We start from the raw sequence: 17,698 nt of genomic DNA, 5'->3' as shown, positions 1-17,698 counted from the left end.
TACGGGGTGTTTAATGTTGCTTAAATAACATTTAATGTTGAGTACAGGGTTACCCACGTGAAAAACCAGGGGGAAAGAATGAATATAATGATAAATCTGGCGCCAGAGCAGTTTAGGGCACAACCGGATGAGATTTTCCGCAATACGGATTTTGTTGTTACAGCGTTCAGCACCGAAGAAACAGGGGAAGTGCTGATGCTGGCAAACAGCCGTGGTGTGTTAAGCGTGCTTCCTTTCCGTGATCTGACGATTTGGGATGCCGATTTTGATGGCTACTCATTAAAGTCAGGTCGCCGTAGCACCAGATTTGTCAGGAGAAAACTGGAGGGCAGTTCTGCTTTTCATTCACCCTGGCCGTATCAGGAAGGTTCCGTAGTAAGTAAACAGAAGGTGTGGCTGCAGATAGACGGCCAGACTCTGTCGCTTTATGCGTCGGGAGAACCCGCAGATCAGCGATATCGGCTGCGCCCGGCCGTGCGGTTGGCGGCTGACAGCGCACAGTTCACCCTTGAAATGCATATCACCAACCTTGCGGATGAACCCTTGCCGATCCGTTACGTATGCCAGCTTAACTATGGCTGTATTCCTACTGCGATTTTTCGGCAGAATTTGCCAGTGCTGGCCCTGGCACCACCGGGCCATATTGCTGAACAGGGGGTCTTGTGTTCAGACGATCTGTCACTGTATGTCGATCAGGCCGAGTTCTTTATGTTGGCTTCAAAAGGCCGGCGTTATGTCACGCGCTTTTCCACAGCGCAGTTCAACTATGGTTTACGCCCTGTAACGCAACAGGGGAGTCTTCACGCATTCAGGTTTATTCAACCTGCGACGTGCCGCCCGCACGGAGAGAGTCAATTGCCGGGGATGATGTTAGCCGTGGGAAAAACGCGAGAGTTTTGTGTGACGACCGGGGTAGTGTGAGAGCAGGGGCTACGTTGCCCCTGCTGGAATGCGCAAGGGCTTATTCTTTCACCCAGCCCTTACGGATAGGGAAGGCAAACAGGAAACGGTACAGGCGTGCCAGTTTGGTGGCGATGATGTCACCAAACAGGTTCCATACCAGCTGGGCAAACAAGCAACCGACCAGGCCAAGCAGGAAGCCGCCTACCATGTCCAGCGGCCAGTGCACGCCAAGATAAACCCGGGACCAGGCAATACCCCCTGCGACGATCAGCAACAAAATACCTGACCAGACCCGATGCCAGAACAAGAAGGCCAGGGCGAAGGTAAAGATAGCGGTTCCGTGATCGCTGGGGAATGAGCTGTCCGGGGCATGCGCCAGGAAGGTGTAGCCGACACCTGCAACAAAGGGTCGTTCATGTGGCAGCAGCATGCCGATAGTGGCGGCGGCAAGCATGGCAAATAACAGAGCTATCGTCGTTTTTGCAACCACTTCACGCTGTGATACCAGCTGGCTCTGCGGCCCCCACAGCCATAACCCGATGATCAGCGCTGGCACGATAATGATCAGATCGCGCGCCAAAAAGGTGGCAACATCAATTAACCACTCGGGGGACGCCGGGGTCGCATTGATCCAGGCGAAAAGTAGATGATTCAACTGCTCCATAATATTTACCTCGTCTTGCGGCGGATAAAACCGCTTACCGTCCAATAAACAGCCAATTGGCTGAACCAAACCCACCAACCTGCCCATAGGTTATGGGTAAGAAAATGTGCACCGCGCATCACCTGACCAAAACCCATCAGCATGCCGAGCGTAATACCGCCAAACCAGCACCAGTAAGCCAGGCGCGGGCGTTGTGGATAAAACAGGAAAAACAGTGCCATTACGGCAAAGCCACTGGAGGCGTGACCACCGGGGAAGCAGCGTCCCGGTCCAGGTTCTGCAGGTACCGTGCCGAAGAGTGGGAAGGACATTGCTTTGCCACCGTACTCGATCAAATCCCACGGGCAGGAATGCGCGCTGGTGGCTTTCAGGATCCCAACGACCAATGGCCCTATACCGATCAACACCATAGTGACGATCATGCGCGGGTTACGGCGGTAGATTCCCCAAAATAGCGCCAATACTGCACCGGTAATGACACTGATTTTCAGCAAGCGGTGGTTAATCAAATCCAGCCAGTGATTGTTCTGCCAAGGGAAATGCCCACTGGCAGGATCGAACCAGTCATTGCTGATTGCCCAGTCAAGTTGTTCGTTGCGTGAAAGCCACAGGAACAACAAACCACTGACGATCAATCCCAAAACCTGCCAACGGTAAAAGGATGCTGGCAGTGAGTAAAGGGCGTTAGTCTTAATTTGGGATGTTGTTGAGGATTGATTTAATGAAGGTTTTGGGTTCACACGCTGACTCAGTGACATCAATAGATAGTCGTACTGTAATAATTCTGTCTTAAGAAAACCTTAAATGCAGCAGAGAGTTGGCGTCAGAAAGCGGTAGGCGAGAGCACCGCTTTCGGCTAAGGTAATCGTTTGCTTTTTTATTGGGATGATGTGGTGATGACTAGAAAATTAAATCTTGCGCTGTTGGTTGCGTGTAACACGTTTTTTTCACCGTTGGCTATGGCGCAGCAGAGCGTTGCTGCTGCGCCTATTGTCGTGCAGGGCGCAATGCCAGTGGAGGCGGAGCGTTTTGCCCAGCGTCTGGACAACCCGCGTGAAGAGCAGATTGGCGGCTGGCGTTTTTGGCAGGGTACGGTAGACGGCTATCCTGTGGTGGTGTCGGAAACCCTGAAAGGCATGTCTAATGCCGCGGCGGCTACAGCGATTGCAGCGACTCATTTTCATCCGGTGGCGATCATCAATCAGGGGACCGCGGGGGGGCACGACCCGGCACTGAAGGTGTATGACATTGTGTTGGGTAAGTATTCGGTCAGCCTGGGTGCGTTTAAGACCCCGAAGAAAGCGGCCGGCGAAGGCAGCGACTCACGACAGTGGCAGCCGATGGATCTGTTGGCGTCAAAAGGCAGTGCGGGTGAAGATAAAAATGCCCACACGATCCGTCAATTCCCGGCAGATGGCAAACTGTTGGCTGTCGCTGAGGGAGTTAAAGACAGCTACACCCAAGGCAAGGTGGTTGAAGGCGTGATTGGGTCCGCCGATGTGTGGAACAGCGAGCTGGACCGCATCAGTTTTTTCCACGCCAATTATCATACCTCGGTTGAAGAGATGGAAACGGCCTCCGCCGCACAGATTGCTGCCGCCTTTAACATTCCGTTTATTGGTATTCGCGTACTGTCGAACAATATCACTAATCAGGGTAAATACGACCCACAGACGGGCCTTGCGTGCCAGGATTATGTCTATCAGGTCGTTAAGGCTTATATAGCCAAAAACGCACCTAAATAATGATTTATCCCAGACAATGGTCACTGATGGGTTTTTGTCACTGACCATTGCACATTGTAAAGAAGATTAAACTACTGGCGGGCTTGTCGGTAGTGTATTAGTTTATGAGCGGTGAGTTTAATAAATTGTAGGGATAAAACATGAACAAGGTATCTGTCGTATTTTCCGGCCTGCTGATGGCCGTTTCTGCCAGCGCCATTGCTGCCACCTCTCCCGAAGACACCGATATCAGCAAACAGCCGCTCGAGAAGGTCGCGCCATATCCGAAGGCTGAGAAAGGCATGAACCGTCAGGTCATTTACCTGCCGAAGCAGGAACATGAAGAAAATTTCAAAGTGGAACTGCTGATCGGAAAAACGCTGGAAGTGGACTGTAACCACCACATGATCGGCGGCACGCTGGAAAGCAAAACGCTTTCTGGTTGGGGCTACGACTACCTGGTATTGGAAAAACTGTCTGAGCCAGCGTCAACCATGATGGGTTGCCCAGATAACACCAAACAACAGAAATTTATCGCCGCCAACCTTGGTGACGCTGCCATGCAACGCTACAACAGCCGCTTGCCAATCGTGGTCTACGTGCCGAAAGATGTGGAAGTGAAATACCGCGTATGGAAAGCGGAAGACACCGTGAGCAAAGCAGAGCAGAAGTAATATCGATGTGAGCTAATCATTAGCTCGGCTAAGTTATTTCCAGAAAAAGGCCCGTCTTGGGAGTGCATTGTGCCGTTGGCAATGGCCCCCTGGCGGGCTTTTTTTTGCTTATCGCACCCTGGTGCGAAGCCATAGAAAACGGCAGTAAAAGCCTGTAGTTTGGTGTCGATAAAAAAGGCAGGAGTCTACCGTAAGGCACAGAAAAACACGGTTAGCTTTATGCCTACTTACAACAGTAACATCCACCTGACTGGGCAAACATGACAAAATTAATTGAATTTAACGCCATCGTTGAAGCAGCAGAACGTTTATCTGGGAAGATTATTCGGACGCCAGCCATACCCGGTTCGAAACTGGCCGAAAAAATTCAAAGGCCAGTCTTTCTGAAACTGGAAAACACCCAGCTTGGTGGCTCTTTTAAGGCGCGGGGGGTGCTAAATAAGTTTTTGAAGCTGGCAGACAATTTCGAAAATAACCGGTTTGTTGCCGTGAGTGGCGGTAATTTTGGTATCGCGATAGCCGAGGCAGCGAAAATTTTTGCCGCTGACGTTACTATCATTATGCCGCCAAGCGCCCCCGCAACGGCTATCGACAGGGTTCGTGAGCTGGGCAGCGTCGTCATTATAGAAACCGATGTTCAGGCTGCGTTTGAGCGGGCTAAAGCATTGGCCAATGAAGGATATGTCGTCATCGATGATTGTAACGATTCGTTGATAGCTGAAGGGCATGGAACGCTCGCGCTTGAATTTATTGCCGATTGTCCTGAGTTGACCGATGTTTTTATTGCCGTTGGTGGTGGTGGCATGCTGGCGGGAGCGGCCACGGTATTGAAAGCGATTAAGCCCGATATTCGAATTTGGGGTGTTGAAACGTCCGGCGCCAGTTCAATGCATCAGGCACTTCGCGCGGGTAAGCCTGTTAACGTTGAGATTACGTCGATTATTTCTACTCTCGGTGTACCCGTCATTGACGAAATGATGCTTGCCCATGCTCACGCTTATGTTGAGGACATCATTGTGGTATCGGATAAGGCCGCCGTGGAAGGTATGGTTGCGTTTGGCGAAGAGGCGAAGTTATGGGTTGAACTGGCATCTGGAACGCTCATACCTGCCGCTATGTCAATTGCCCCCACGCTGCCCGATAATGCCGTGATTGGGCTTGTCGTATGCGGTGGAAATATATCCCATCAAGATATGAGTAAATGGGTGAGCTACTCGCAAAGTCTCTGATTAATCGCATAAGCGTTTGGGCGATTATTTCAGCCGGTGATTTTCTACAGGCAACAAAAAACCCGATAGTCTTGAACCTAAAAAGGCGGGACTAACGGGCTCCACAAAATGGGGACATCAAAGAAAAGCAGTGGCACTAATTCAGACTACCCCCGGAAAGGAAAGTTCTCACCGGGGATAAAAATTTCAAAATATTTTTGCCACTGATTCATCTTCGTTGCTTATCAGTTAGCCGAAGATCCCCGGCCACAACACCACGATCAGCGAGCCCGCAAGGGTTAACAATACGTTAGCGATAGCGTAGGTCCCTGCATAGCCCAGCGCCGGGATATTACTGCGCGCGGTGTCGCTGATGATTTCCATTGCCGGTGCGCAGGTACGGGCACCCATAATCGCACCGAACAGCAGGGCGCGGTTCATGCGCAGTACATAGGCACCGAACAGGAAACAGATCACCACGGGCACCAAACTGACGATGAGCCCTGCGATCAGCATCTGGCCACCGACCGCGCCCAGGCTATGGCCGATACCCGCGCCGGCGCTCAGGCCTACGCCAGCCATAAACACCATCAGGCCAAACTCTTTCACCATGTTCAGTGCACCCTGTGGGATATAGCCAAAGGTTGGGTGGTTGGCTCGCAGGAACCCGAGCATGATGCCGGACATCAGCAGGCCGGCAGCATTGCCGATGCCGAACGAGAAGTTGCTGAACTGAATGGTAATCTGGCCAATCAAGAGACCAATGATAAAGAACGCGCAGAATGCCAAAAGGTCGGTCACCTGGCTGTGGATGGAGATAAAGCCAATCTTCTCCGCCACGCTTTTCACCCGGCGTGCGTCGCCGCTGACTTGCAGCACGTCACCTTTATTGAGCACGATGCTGTCATCAATAGGCATTTCAATCTGGCTGCGGATCACTCGGTTAAGGAAGCAGCCGTGATCGGTCAGTTTCAACTGGCTCAGGCGCTTATTTACCGCATTGCTGTTCTTGACCACGATCTCTTCGGTGACGATACGCATGTCCAGCAAATCCCGGTCGAAGACCTCTTTGCCGTTGCGGAAGCTAGGATCCAGCCGTGCATGTGCGTCAGGATAGCCGACCAGCGAAATCTCATCGCCGACTTGAAGCACGGCGTCGCCATCGGGGTTAGCCAAAATGCCGTTACGGCGAATACGTTCGATATAGCAACCGGTCTGGCGATAGATACCCAGCTCGCGCAGGTTTTTGCCATCGGCCCAGGCGACCAATTCCGGCCCAACGCGGTAAGCGCGGATGACCGGCAGGTAAACCTTACGTTGGCTGTCCGTGTCCAGGCCGCGTTCACGGGCAATCTGCTGAGCGGAGGTGGAGAGGTCTTGATGTTGTAGCTTGGGCAGGTAACGCGCGCCGAAAATCAGGCTGACCAGACCAATCAAGTAGGTCAGGGCGTAACCGAGGCTCAGATGATCTTGCGCCGCGAGAAGTGCCGGGCCGTTGGTAATGGTATTGCGTAGCGTATCGCCCGCGCCCACCAGTACCGGGGTTGAGGTCATAGACCCGGCTAACATACCGGCGGTCAGGCCAATATCCCAATGGAACAGTTTGCCAAGACCAATGGCGATCACCATTGCGGAACCGACCATCACCAACGCCAACATCAGGTAATTTTTGCCGTCACGGAAAAAAATTGAGAAAAAGTTCGGCCCGGCTTCCACGCCAACACAGAAAATAAACAGCATAAAGCCGAGGTTGAGTGCTTCTGTGTTAATGGCGAAGTGTTGTTGCCCAAGCAGTAACGAAACCACTAAAACGCCAATGGAATTACCGAGTTGAACGGAGCCCAAACGGACTTTACCGAGGCACAGCCCCAGTGCGAGTACCACGAACAGTAACAGGATGTAGTTACCGTTTAACAAACTAGCGACGTTTATGTTCACGTAGGATAACTTATTGTTTACCAGTAAGTGCTTGATATAAATAACTATAAGATATAAATTCAGTCAAAAAGCGACGTCATAAATAACTAACCAGCGGAAGGCGATTCGAACCATCGATCGGCGGCGTTTATTCTAGTCGCAATGGCGCGTGACAGCCAGCATAAAGCTGACTTCCTGCGCCGCCGTACGCATTTAACCCTCTTTAAGCCAAGGAAAAAGTTCAGTTCAGCGTTGCCGGTTTACGGCAAGGCGTCACGGGTTTTGTGGCACTGTTGATTTTTACGGCGTGGTAACGAGGTTAAACGGGAGGCGATGTGGCGAGTGAACGGTATTGGTGGGGGATTTTAAGCTGTTTTCTGCTGTTCAGCCTGGTGTATCTCGGCCAGCAGAGCGGGGCATTCGGCAGTACGGATCATGAACACCAGGGCGAAACGGGCCTGCTGCTGTTCGTGATACCCGGCGTTATCGCCAGCTATTTGTCGAGTAAAAAACGTATTCTCTGCCCGCTGCTGGGAGCGCTATATGCGTTGCCGCTGTGTCTCATCATCCGTCATCTTTGGCTAACGCCGTCCTCTTCGTTCTGGCAGGAACTGGCTTATGCCACCAGCGCGGTATTCTGGTGCGTATTCGGTGCGCTGCTGGCTTTGTTTGTACGCAGTTTGTTGCAAGCCTATCGGCACTGTCATTCCCGTGAACGGCAATAAAAAAAGGCGCTATCCGCGCCTTTTTATCGTTCTGTCTGAAGCTTACTGGAACAGATTCAGGTTTTCTTTAGCGTAGGCCTCGAAATCGGTGCAGCCGCCGATGTGTTTCTCATCGAGGAAGATCTGCGGTACGGTTTCTACTGGCTTGCCAACGGTTTTTTCCAGATCGGCCTTGGTGATGCCTTCAGCGTGGATATCAACATAACGGAAGTTGAAATCGTCACGTTCTTCAGTCAGTTTTTCCGCCAACTCTTTCGCACGGACACAATAAGGACAGCCTGGGCGCCCGAAGATAACTGCAAACATGCAACACTCCTTAGATTGATATTTAAATATGTAATCGCAACTGCAATGACATTCTGTCAGTCCAAAAAGACCAAAGCCAAGCATTACCCGCGTTAATGACGGTTACTATGCCCGTTGAGACGGCGAAAAAAAAGCAGGAATTACCTGTTAATCCAATTCATGTAACCGATTAAGCTGTCGGGGCTGTCGCCGCTGGTTGGAATTCACTACACTGGAGGCAGAGCTTTGGGAGAAGAAAAATATGCGTTCATTCGGTGACTTACCGCGTCCCGTGCTGGTGTTGGAAGGCCTGGGGATGCTGTTGTTGGTGCTGGCTTATCTGAGCATTCACAATCATGTCCAACTTCCGGGGTGGTTGGCGTCGCCACAGGCGGCGGTAGGCATGATCTTTCTCGGTATAGCGCTGATGGTACCTGCCGCCGCATTTTTGGTTTGGCGCGTGGTGCAAGGTTTTGGCCCATTGATGCGCGGTGGCGAACCACCGCAAAACGATCGCCGCAAACCCGAAGTGAAACCTATGCCAGATGATAAAAACGATCGTGAGCCGCGTGTCTGAGTGACCGCCGTCGGTGATATGCCTGTCTGACAGGTGATTGTCTTTTTGGGGTGACGAGTGAAAATTGCCATTCTTTCGCGCGATGGAACGCTGTATTCGTGCAAGCGCTTGGTGGAGGCGGCTGAACAGCGCGGCCACTGCATTGATATTATCGATCCGCTCTCCTGTTACATGAACATTAATCCGGCTGCGCCCACTATCCATTATCGTGGTCGTCAGTTAGAGCGTTATGACGCCGTCATCCCCCGCATCGGATCCGCCATGACCTTTTACGGCACTGCGGTACTGCGTCAGTTTGAACTGTTGGGCAGCTACCCGCTGAATGAGTCGGTGGCCATTACCCGTGCGCGCGACAAGCTGCGTTCTTTGCAATTGCTGGCACGCCAAGGCATAGACCTGCCGATCACCGGTTTTGCGCATTCCCCGGACGATACCGGTGATTTGATTGAACTGGTCGGCGGCGCCCCGTTAGTGGTCAAACTGGTAGAAGGTACGCAGGGTATCGGTGTGGTGCTGGCGGAAACACGCCAAGCCGCGGAAAGCGTTATTGATGCATTTCGCGGCCTTAACGCTCATATCCTGGTGCAAGAATATATCCGCGAAGCGCAGGGCTGCGACGTGCGCTGTTTGGTCGTCGGCGGCAAGGTGGTAGCCGCCATCGAGCGGCAGGCAAAGCCCGGCGAGTTCCGTTCTAATCTGCATCGCGGCGGCACGGCCCGCAAAGTGGTTATCACAGCCAAAGAGAGGGCGATGGCGGTGAAGGCGGCCACCACGCTGGGATTGGATGTTGCCGGGGTTGATATCTTGCGCGCGGACCGTGGCCCATTGGTAATGGAGGTCAACGCTTCACCGGGTCTGGAAGGGGTTGAAAGCACGACGGGGTTGGATATTGCAGGCATGATGATCGAGTATATCGAACAGCGTGGCAGACCGGGTTTCCGCCTGAAGTCGGGGGGGTAGGACACCGAACAGAATAGGCTTCTCTGCACGCGGTAACACGCCTTTTTCTCTGCCATATTTGCCCTAATAGCGAATTAAGCCGCATTGATCGTGGCATAGCGGGGCAATATTCCGTAAGCTATGCGCCTTTTCGTGTTTTGAATATTGTGAGGCTGGTATTATGGATTCACTCATTGTCCCTGATTTGGCGTTGTTGCGACGCTGGCTGGATCAATCGGGCATTTCATTCTTTGAGTGCGATTCTTGCCAGGCGCTGCACCTGCCGCACATGCAAAACTTCGACGGCGTTTTCGACGCCAAACTCGATCTGGTTGATAACGTGCTCCTGTTCTCCGCGCTGGCCGAAGTAAAGCCGACGGCGCTGATCCCGCTGGTGGCGGATCTGAGCCAAATCAACGCCAGTTCGCTGACCATCAAAGCTTTTGTTGATATCCAGGACGATAACCTGCCGAAGCTGATCGTTTGTCAGGCGCTGAGCATCGCCGTTGGCGTCACGCTGGAACAGTTCAGCCACTTTATGCAGCAGGGTGAAGAACAAATCTCAATGGTCATCCTCGAAGCGCGGGCGAACGATCTGCTGTTTATGGGTGACGAAGAAGAGAACCCGGCTGCGGCTGACCGCCACCCAATGCTGCACTGATCCCCACTGTACATTATGTGTGCCGCCTCTCTGGCGGCATGCTGCCGTTATTCCTTCCTGCAATAATATATTCTGCGTTTTACCCTCTGTTGCCAGATATTCCTCGCCGTTTATGCCATTAATGGCGTATCACATAGAGAGAAACTGCATAAAAAATCGATAAAAACCGGTTTTAACCCCGGAGGCTGGTGCGTTTTGGCAACAGGGGTTATGCTGCTGATTCTGCTAAGGGCTTGCGATTCTCCAGGTGACCATGCGGGCGGGGCAGTTGAAAAAGGTACTTGCAATCAACTGCATAGCCATTCAATCCGCGGTTGCAACTATTGCGCTCGATCAGGAAAGGTTTTGTATCGATTCCGATACAAGTTCAATTCTATGATTCACCCCTGTTTTGGAGGTAGTTACGGATGGTCACCCAACGTAAAAAGTGGTTATCGGGTGTTGTTGCTGGCCTGCTGATGGCCGCGTCCGTCACAGCGTCAGCCGAGGAAAAAACGCTGCACGTCTATAACTGGTCCGACTATATTGCGCCGGACACCTTAGCTAAATTCCAAAAAGAAACCGGTATTAAGGTCGTGTATGACGTCTTTGACTCCAACGAAGTGTTGGAAGGCAAGCTGATGGCAGGCAGCACCGGTTATGATTTGGTCGTACCTTCATCCAATTTCCTCGAACGTCAGTCGCAAGCAGGCATTTTTGAGCCGCTCGACAAGAGCAAAATACCGAACTACAAAAACCTTGATCCAGAGATGCTGAAGCTGGTGGCTCATAACGACAAGGATAACAAGTACGGCATCCCTTACATGATGGTGACCACCGGTATCGGCTATAACGTTGATAAGGTCAAAGCGGTGTTGGGCAAAGATGCACCGGTCAACAGTTGGGATCTGATCCTTAAACCGGAAAATCTCGAGAAGCTAAAAAGTTGTGGGGTTTCCTTCCTGGATGCGCCAAGCGAAGTTTACGCTACCGTACTGCATTATCTGGGCAAAGATCCTAACAGCACCAACGCTGCGGATTACACCGGTGCGGCAAACGATCTGCTGCTCAAGCTGCGCCCGAACATCCGCTATTTCCATTCTTCCCAGTACATCAACGATCTGGCGAACGGGGATATCTGTGTCGCGATCGGCTGGTCCGGTGACGTCATGCAAGCCGCCAACCGTGCCAAAGAGGCGAAGAACGGCGTGAACATTGCTTACGCCATTCCGAAAGAAGGCGCGCTGACTTACTTTGATATGTTTGCCATGCCGGCAGATGCCAAAAGTAAAGATGCTGCTTATCAGTTCCTGAATTTCTTGCTGAAACCGGACATCATGGCGGATATCAGCAACCACGTTTACTACGCCAATGCGGTCAAGGACTCTACGCCGCTGGTGAATGCCGAGGTGCGTGATAACCCGAACGTGTATCCGCCAGCGGATATTCGCGCCAAGCTGTTCACGTTGAACGTACAGTCGCCGAAACTGGACCGTGTCATTACCCGTGCCTGGACTAAAGTTAAAAGCGGGAAGTAATACTCAGGGCCCAGTATATCGGGCCCGGTTTTCCCGTTGTTTTGACCAGCAGGCGGGTGTTTCCCGCCTCGTTGCCATTTTGGGCCATGGCAATCGCCGTGGTTTTTTGTCCTGTTTTGCACCGGAGAGCACCCCGATTGAACGACGTCATCCCTCGTCCTCAAGCCAAGTCGCAGAAGGTTTTCACCCCTCTGCTGGAAATCCGTAACCTCACCAAAACCTTTGATGGCCAAAACGCGGTCGAAGACGTCAGCCTGACCATCTATAAAGGCGAAATATTTGCATTATTGGGCCCTTCGGGCTGCGGCAAGTCGACGCTGCTACGTATGCTGGCCGGCTTTGAACAGCCGACGGAAGGGCAAATAGTGCTCGATGGGCAGGATATGTCGCACGTGCCACCTTACCAGCGGCCGATCAACATGATGTTCCAGTCCTACGCGCTGTTCCCGCACATGACGGTAGAGCAAAACATCGCCTTTGGCCTGAAGCAGGACAAAATGCCTCGTGCGGAAATCGCCGGCCGGGTCGCCGAAATGTTGTCGTTGGTGCATATGCAGGAGTTCGCCAAACGTAAGCCTCACCAACTTTCCGGTGGTCAACGTCAACGCGTGGCCCTGGCACGTAGCCTGGCGAAACGACCAAAGCTGCTGCTACTCGACGAACCTATGGGGGCGCTGGATAAAAAGCTGCGCGATCGGATGCAGCTGGAAGTGACGGACATTCTTGAGCGTGTCGGAGTGACCTGCGTAATGGTGACGCACGATCAAGAAGAAGCCATGACCATGGCAGGCCGTATAGCCATTATGAACCGCGGTAAATTTGTGCAGATTGGCGAGCCGGAAGAGATCTACGAGCACCCGAACAGCCGCTTTAGCGCGGAGTTCATCGGCTCGGTCAACGTATTTGACTGTGTGCTGCAAGAGCGCCATGACGATGCCTTGATCCTGCAAAGCCCCGGCCTGCGTCACGCGATTAAGGTTGACTCTGATGCCTCGGTGGTAGACGGCGTGCCGATCCAGGTCGCGCTGCGACCAGAAAAAATTATGCTGTGCGAAGACGTACCGCAAGATGGCTGCAACTTTGCCGTAGGTGAGGTTGTGCACATCGCCTATCTCGGTGATTTGTCTATCTATCACGTGAAATTACTCAGCGGCCAGATGATCAGCGCCCAGTTGCAGAACGGCCATCGTTTCCGCAAAGGGATGCCGACTTGGGGTGATGAAGTGCGTCTGTGCTGGGAAGCCGACAGCTGTGTCGTGTTGACGGTGTAGAAGGTGGGGAATAATCATTATGACAATGCTTGCTGAACGCACGCCGCCGGAACCGCCGGCGAAAACGCCCGGTCCATTGAAAGCGCTGTTCCAGCGCCTGCAGATGGCCCATGGCCGCAAGCTAGTAATTGCGGTGCCGCTGCTGTGGCTGACGTTATTATTCCTGCTGCCGTTCCTGATTGTGTTCAAGATAAGCCTGGCAGAACTGGCGCTTGCCGTTCCACCCTATACTGACTTGATGAGTTGGGCAGAGGGTAAGCTGGATATTGCACTCAACTTTGCCAATTACCTGCAACTGACCGACGACCCGCTGTATGTGGATGCTTATTTGCAATCGTTGCAGGTAGCGGCGGTGTCGACCCTGTGCTGCTTAATCATCGGCTATCCGTTGGCGTGGGCAGTGGCACACAGCAAATCGTCAACCCGCAATATATTGCTGCTGCTGGTGATCTTGCCGTCGTGGACCTCGTTTTTAATCCGGGTTTATGCCTGGATGGGCATCTTGAAAAACAACGGTATTCTTAACAACTTCCTGTTGTGGTTGGGTGTCATTGATCATCCACTGGTGATTCTGCACACCAATTTGGCGGTGTATATCGGCGTTGTGTATTCCTATCTGCCGTTTATGGTGTTGCCGATTTATACCGCGCTGACAAGGTTGGATTACTCGTTGGTGGAGGCTTCCCTCGATCTGGGGGCCAAACCGTTGAAAACCTTTTTCAGCGTGATTATGCCGTTGACGCGTGGCGGCATTATTGCCGGCTCGATGCTGGTGTTTATCCCTGCGGTCGGCGAATTTGTCATTCCTGAACTGCTGGGCGGACCCGACAGTATTATGATTGGCCGGGTACTGTGGCAGGAGTTCTTTAATAACCGCGACTGGCCGGTGGCCTCGGCGGTTGCTACCGTTATGCTGTTGCTGTTGATCGTGCCAATTCTCTGGTTCCACAAGCACCAGAACAAGGAAATGGGGGGGCAGGGATGAACAATTTGCCGGTAGTTCGTTCACCATGGCGCATTGCTATTTTGGTCATTGGTTTTACATTTTTGTATGCACCGATGCTGATGCTGGTGGTTTACTCGTTCAACAGTTCCAAGCTGGTGACGGTGTGGGCAGGCTGGTCGACGCGGTGGTATGTTGAGCTGTTCCATGATTCAGCGATGATCAGTGCCGTCGGGCTAAGCTTGACGATTGCTGCTGCCTCGGCGACCGCCGCCGTGGTGCTTGGCGCTCTGGCGGCCGTGGTTATGGTGCGTTTTGGCCGTTTCCGCGGTTCAACCGGTTTTGCCTTTATGCTGACAGCCCCTTTGGTTATGCCGGACGTGATCACCGGCCTGTCGTTACTGCTGCTGTTTGTGGCGATGGGGCATGCGTTTGGCTGGCCGTCGGAGCGGGGCATGTTTACCATTTGGCTGGCCCATGTCACTTTCTGTACTGCTTATGTATCCGTGGTGATCAGTTCGCGCCTGCGTGAGTTGGATCGCTCTATCGAAGAAGCCGCCATGGACTTGGGCGCGACGCCGCTGAAAGTGTTCTTTGTGATCACCTTGCCGATGATTGCCCCTGCACTGATCGCCGGTTGGATGTTGGCTTTCACCCTGTCATTGGACGATCTGGTTATCGCCAGCTTTGTCGCTGGGCCGGGTGCCACCACCTTGCCGATGTTAGTGTTCTCCAGCGTACGCATGGGCGTTAACCCAGAAATTAACGCGTTGGCAAGTTTGATTCTGCTGGTGGTTGGGGTTATTGGCTTGATTGCATGGTGGTTTATGGCGCGCTCGGAAAAACAGCGATCGCGCGAATTACAAAAGGCTGCCCGTAGCTGAGTCTGAGCAAACCTGCTATTTTTGCAATAATTGGTATTGCAATTGATTACCTGACTTTATATACGCCGTTTGAATAGCCCCAATCAAGGTTAATTGCCGCGTTATGAGCGGCAGTTTGAAAGGGGCAGTGGCGTTTCGTTACGGAACATGGACATGTCAGACATGCTGAACAGCAGGCAGGGAATGGGAACGACTTCAGATGCGCCAGTACCGGTGATGGTTGCAGGCACCGCGATGGTCGCTATCAAATGCGTCAGCGTGCTGTTGCTGTTAGGTGAGCTCGGCGTCGACGGTGCGCAGGAGTTTGTCAGCACCAGTGCGCAGGCCTGGGATTCCACCTTGATCTTTCTGGCGGGTTTGTTACTGCTGTGTCTGCAAATCAGTTGTGGTTTCGCAGTGATGCGTGGCCGCAATTGGGGACGTTGGATCTATGTCATCTGTCAGTGTGTTGTGGTCGGCTATTTGCTGCTCGCCACCATTGGCAGCTTTCTGCCGGAAGTATTTACCGTTGAGGGTGAAAGCAGTGGGCAGATCCTGCACGAACTGATCCTGCAAAAAATCCCTGACGTTGTCATTCTGGCATTGCTGTTTATCCCTGCGGCCAGCCGCCGGTTTTTCGCCGCACGTCATTGAGGTTTCATACCCGGCGCTTTCCAAACCGTCACGTTGCTGGCGGCAACTTGAAAGCTATAGGGTATAGCGGCGCAGAGTGCTAAACTCTGCGCCCTTAATTCTTCATCCTGAACCTAGAGTACTTTTCATGCATTGCGCTTTGTATACGGCGGGCACTTGCCGTTCCTGTCAGTGGCTGGAAAAGCCTTACCCGCAGCAACTGACAGACAAACAGCACCATCTGCAATCACTGCTGACTGGCCGTGATGTCGCACAGTGGCTGGAGCCGATTGCCGGCAAGCAGAGCGCATTTCGCAACAAAGCCAAAATGGTGGTCAGTGGCAGCGTAGAACGCCCGTTGCTCGGCATGTTGCATCGTGATGGCACTCCGGTTGATCTCAGCGCTTGTCCGCTTTACCCCGCCAGTTTTGCCCCGATGTTTGACGTGCTGAAAAGCTTTATCGCTCGGGCTGGTCTGACGCCTTACAACGTGGCGCGTAAGCGCGGCGAGCTAAAATATCTGTTGTTAACTGAAAGCACCCATAGCGGAGGCGTGATGCTGCGCTTTGTGCTGCGTTCAGAGACGAAACTGGCGCAGTTACGTGCTGCCCTGCCGTGGTTAAGGCAACAGCTGCCGCAGCTCAGGGTGATCTCTGCCAATATTCAGCCGGTGCATATGGCGATTATGGAGGGGGAGCGTGAAATCCCGCTGACAGAGTTGCAGGCGTTGGAAGAGCAGTTTAATCAGGTGCCGTTGTATATTCGCCCGCAAAGTTTCTTCCAGACCAATCCGCAGGTGGCTGCCGACCTGTATGCCACAGCCCGCGACTGGGTGCGCGCATTAGGCATCAACAGCATGTGGGATCTGTTCTGCGGTGTGGGGGGCTTTGGTCTGCACTGCGCGCAGCCGGAAACACGTTTGACGGGGATCGAGATCAGCGCAGAAGCGATTGCCTGTGCGCGCCAGTCGGCGAACGCCCTGGGTTTGCAACATGTTGATTTTCAGGCACTGGATTCAACGCAGTTCGCCACCGCTGAAGGCCGTGTACCGCAACTGGTATTGGTCAATCCGCCGCGACGTGGCATTGGCAAGGCATTGTGTGACTATTTAAACCTGATGGCGCCGGGCTATATTTTGTATTCGAGCTGCAACGCCGAGACGATGGCGAAAGACATTGAAATGTTGCCGGATTACCGTATTGAACGCGTGCAACTGTTCGATATGTTCCCCCATACCGCCCATTACGAAGTGCTGACGCTGCTGGTACGCCATTAAAGAACGTTGTGGGGACAGGGCGTGGTATGCCACGCCCTGGAAAGATTTTACTGCGGGAACCACTTGTCGTTGATGGCTTTGTAAGTGCCGTCGGCCTTAATGGCGTCCAGTGCGGCATTCAGCTTGGCCAACAACGCCTGGTTGTCCGGGCGTACGGCAATGCCCAGACCGGTACCGAAGTATTGTGCATCGGTAACGTGCTCACCGACCGGTGCCAATTGCGGGCTGTTCTTCAACCATTCATTCACTACCGCAGTATCACCAAATACGCCGTCGATACGGCCGTTTTTGAGTTCGAGAATGGCATTCTGGTAGCTGTCGTAAGAGACGGTGTTAATCTCTGGGTGCTTATCCTGCATGTATTTCTGATGGGTAGTGCCGTTCTCCATGCCGATCTTTTTGCCTTTCAAATCTGCCAGCGAGCTGAATTTGCCTTTTTGGGCAATCACAATCGCTGAGTTGGCATAATAGGGTTGAGTGAAGGCAACTTGCTTGCTGCGTTCTGGCGTGATGTCCATACCGGAGATCACCGCATCGTATTTTTTGAATTTCAGCGCAGCGATCAGGCTGTCGAACGCCTGGTTGGTGAAGGTGCATTCAGCCTTCATTTGTTTGCATAATGCGTTAGCCAGGTCGATATCAAAACCCACAATTTTGTTGCTGGCATCCAGCGATTCGAACGGGGGATAGGTGGCTGAAGAGGCAAAGCGAATGGTCTCTGCGGCGCTGGCGTTAAAGGCAATACCAGCGAGTACTGTGGCGGCCAGTAATAGTTTTTTCATGCGTAAAGCTCCTGTCTGTAAGCCTGCGTTTTTTTATGTCGTCGCCGCTTGATTTTACTGACAATAACCCAAATATTTTGGCGGCTGTTGGTTGGCATTTACCCTGCCATTTTGTGAATTAATATGCAATATAAAT

General features: G+C 52.6%; 19 protein-coding genes. 14 read left to right on the top strand and 5 right to left on the bottom strand.

The features are described from left to right. The first annotated feature begins 87 nt into the window (after positions 1–87). Positions 88–921, top strand: a complete 834-nt coding sequence (locus AC2FC2_RS00760) for an aldose epimerase family protein (protein WP_490658665.1) — start codon at positions 88–90, stop codon at positions 919–921. Positions 922–961: 40 nt separating this feature from the next. On the opposite strand, the gene ybjG is transcribed toward AC2FC2_RS00760, so the two are convergent. After that, the gene (gene ybjG, locus AC2FC2_RS00755) at positions 962–1,567 is read right to left on the bottom strand and encodes an undecaprenyl-diphosphate phosphatase (RefSeq protein WP_209632505.1); all 606 of its coding nucleotides are present in this window, start codon (positions 1,565–1,567) and stop codon (positions 962–964) included. A gap of 5 nt (positions 1,568–1,572) precedes the next feature. Further along, positions 1,573–2,325 (bottom strand): phosphatase PAP2 family protein, encoded by a 753-nt coding sequence (locus AC2FC2_RS00750; RefSeq protein WP_404759972.1) that lies wholly within the window; start codon positions 2,323–2,325, stop codon positions 1,573–1,575. Between the two features lie 138 nt (positions 2,326–2,463). On the opposite strand from AC2FC2_RS00750, the gene AC2FC2_RS00745 reads away from it, so the two are divergent. The 3 genes from AC2FC2_RS00745 (at position 2,464) to AC2FC2_RS00735 (ending at position 5,194) form a co-directional block, all read left to right on the top strand. Further along, the gene (locus AC2FC2_RS00745) at positions 2,464–3,312 is read left to right on the top strand and encodes a 5'-methylthioadenosine/S-adenosylhomocysteine nucleosidase (protein ID WP_490658536.1); all 849 of its coding nucleotides are present in this window, start codon (positions 2,464–2,466) and stop codon (positions 3,310–3,312) included. A gap of 140 nt (positions 3,313–3,452) precedes the next feature. Further along, on the top strand, positions 3,453–3,965 hold the full coding sequence (gene eco / locus AC2FC2_RS00740) for a serine protease inhibitor ecotin (protein ID WP_209632508.1): 513 nt from the start codon (positions 3,453–3,455) through the stop codon (positions 3,963–3,965). A gap of 260 nt (positions 3,966–4,225) precedes the next feature. Continuing rightward, on the top strand, positions 4,226–5,194 hold the full coding sequence (locus AC2FC2_RS00735) for a threonine ammonia-lyase (RefSeq protein ID WP_404759969.1): 969 nt from the start codon (positions 4,226–4,228) through the stop codon (positions 5,192–5,194). A gap of 228 nt (positions 5,195–5,422) precedes the next feature. Here the strand turns inward: AC2FC2_RS00735 and AC2FC2_RS00730 are convergent, their stop codons facing one another. Beyond that, on the bottom strand, positions 5,423–7,111 hold the full coding sequence (locus tag AC2FC2_RS00730) for an aspartate:alanine antiporter (RefSeq protein WP_209632510.1): 1,689 nt from the start codon (positions 7,109–7,111) through the stop codon (positions 5,423–5,425). 314 nt (positions 7,112–7,425) lie between these two features. Between AC2FC2_RS00730 and AC2FC2_RS00725 the strand changes: the two genes are divergently transcribed. Continuing rightward, a complete protein-coding gene (locus AC2FC2_RS00725; protein WP_404759968.1) occupies positions 7,426–7,815 on the top strand; it encodes an inner membrane protein YbjM in 390 nt (129 codons plus the stop codon). 42 nt (positions 7,816–7,857) lie between these two features. Here the strand turns inward: AC2FC2_RS00725 and AC2FC2_RS00720 are convergent, their stop codons facing one another. Then, complete coding sequence (locus tag AC2FC2_RS00720) at positions 7,858–8,121, bottom strand: GrxA family glutaredoxin (RefSeq protein ID WP_012006074.1); 264 nt, start codon at positions 8,119–8,121, stop codon at positions 7,858–7,860. A 241-nt stretch (positions 8,122–8,362) separates the two neighbouring features. Between AC2FC2_RS00720 and AC2FC2_RS00715 the strand changes: the two genes are divergently transcribed. The 9 genes from AC2FC2_RS00715 (at position 8,363) to rlmC (ending at position 16,780) form a co-directional block, all read left to right on the top strand. After that, positions 8,363–8,677: a YbjC family protein gene (locus AC2FC2_RS00715; protein ID WP_404759967.1), complete on the top strand. Its 315-nt coding sequence runs from the start codon at positions 8,363–8,365 to the stop codon at positions 8,675–8,677. 57 nt (positions 8,678–8,734) lie between these two features. Next, positions 8,735–9,637, top strand: a complete 903-nt coding sequence (gene rimK, locus AC2FC2_RS00710; RefSeq protein ID WP_209632513.1) for a 30S ribosomal protein S6--L-glutamate ligase — start codon at positions 8,735–8,737, stop codon at positions 9,635–9,637. A gap of 160 nt (positions 9,638–9,797) precedes the next feature. Further along, positions 9,798–10,277: a type III secretion system chaperone family protein gene (locus AC2FC2_RS00705; protein WP_490658535.1), complete on the top strand. Its 480-nt coding sequence runs from the start codon at positions 9,798–9,800 to the stop codon at positions 10,275–10,277. 407 nt (positions 10,278–10,684) lie between these two features. Then, the gene (potF, locus tag AC2FC2_RS00700; protein ID WP_209632515.1) at positions 10,685–11,794 is read left to right on the top strand and encodes a spermidine/putrescine ABC transporter substrate-binding protein PotF; all 1,110 of its coding nucleotides are present in this window, start codon (positions 10,685–10,687) and stop codon (positions 11,792–11,794) included. A 137-nt stretch (positions 11,795–11,931) separates the two neighbouring features. Continuing rightward, the gene (gene potG / locus AC2FC2_RS00695; protein WP_209632516.1) at positions 11,932–13,065 is read left to right on the top strand and encodes a putrescine ABC transporter ATP-binding subunit PotG; all 1,134 of its coding nucleotides are present in this window, start codon (positions 11,932–11,934) and stop codon (positions 13,063–13,065) included. Positions 13,066–13,084: 19 nt separating this feature from the next. After that, positions 13,085–14,050 carry a putrescine ABC transporter permease PotH gene (gene potH, locus AC2FC2_RS00690; protein WP_209632517.1) on the top strand — a complete coding sequence of 322 codons (966 nt, stop codon included), beginning with the start codon at positions 13,085–13,087 and terminating at the stop codon, positions 14,048–14,050. Next, entirely contained in the window at positions 14,047–14,892 is an 846-nt protein-coding gene (gene potI, locus AC2FC2_RS00685; protein WP_209632518.1) for a putrescine ABC transporter permease PotI, read from the top strand. The genes potH and potI overlap by 4 nt, the downstream gene beginning before the upstream one ends. Positions 14,893–15,045: 153 nt before the next feature. Then, a complete protein-coding gene (locus AC2FC2_RS00680) occupies positions 15,046–15,525 on the top strand; it encodes a YbjO family protein (protein ID WP_209632519.1) in 480 nt (159 codons plus the stop codon). 127 nt (positions 15,526–15,652) lie between these two features. Continuing rightward, on the top strand, positions 15,653–16,780 hold the full coding sequence (gene rlmC, locus AC2FC2_RS00675) for a 23S rRNA (uracil(747)-C(5))-methyltransferase RlmC (RefSeq protein ID WP_209632520.1): 1,128 nt from the start codon (positions 15,653–15,655) through the stop codon (positions 16,778–16,780). A gap of 47 nt (positions 16,781–16,827) precedes the next feature. On the opposite strand, the gene artJ is transcribed toward rlmC, so the two are convergent. Continuing rightward, positions 16,828–17,562 (bottom strand): arginine ABC transporter substrate-binding protein, encoded by a 735-nt coding sequence (gene artJ, locus AC2FC2_RS00670; RefSeq protein ID WP_209632521.1) that lies wholly within the window; start codon positions 17,560–17,562, stop codon positions 16,828–16,830. Between the last annotated feature and the right edge of the window lie 136 nt (positions 17,563–17,698).

The organism is Serratia sp. CoH_122_TC_1, assembly GCF_058191755.1.
Note: the sequence above shows the minus strand (reverse complement) of the source record. Positions and strands in the feature narration are given on the sequence as shown.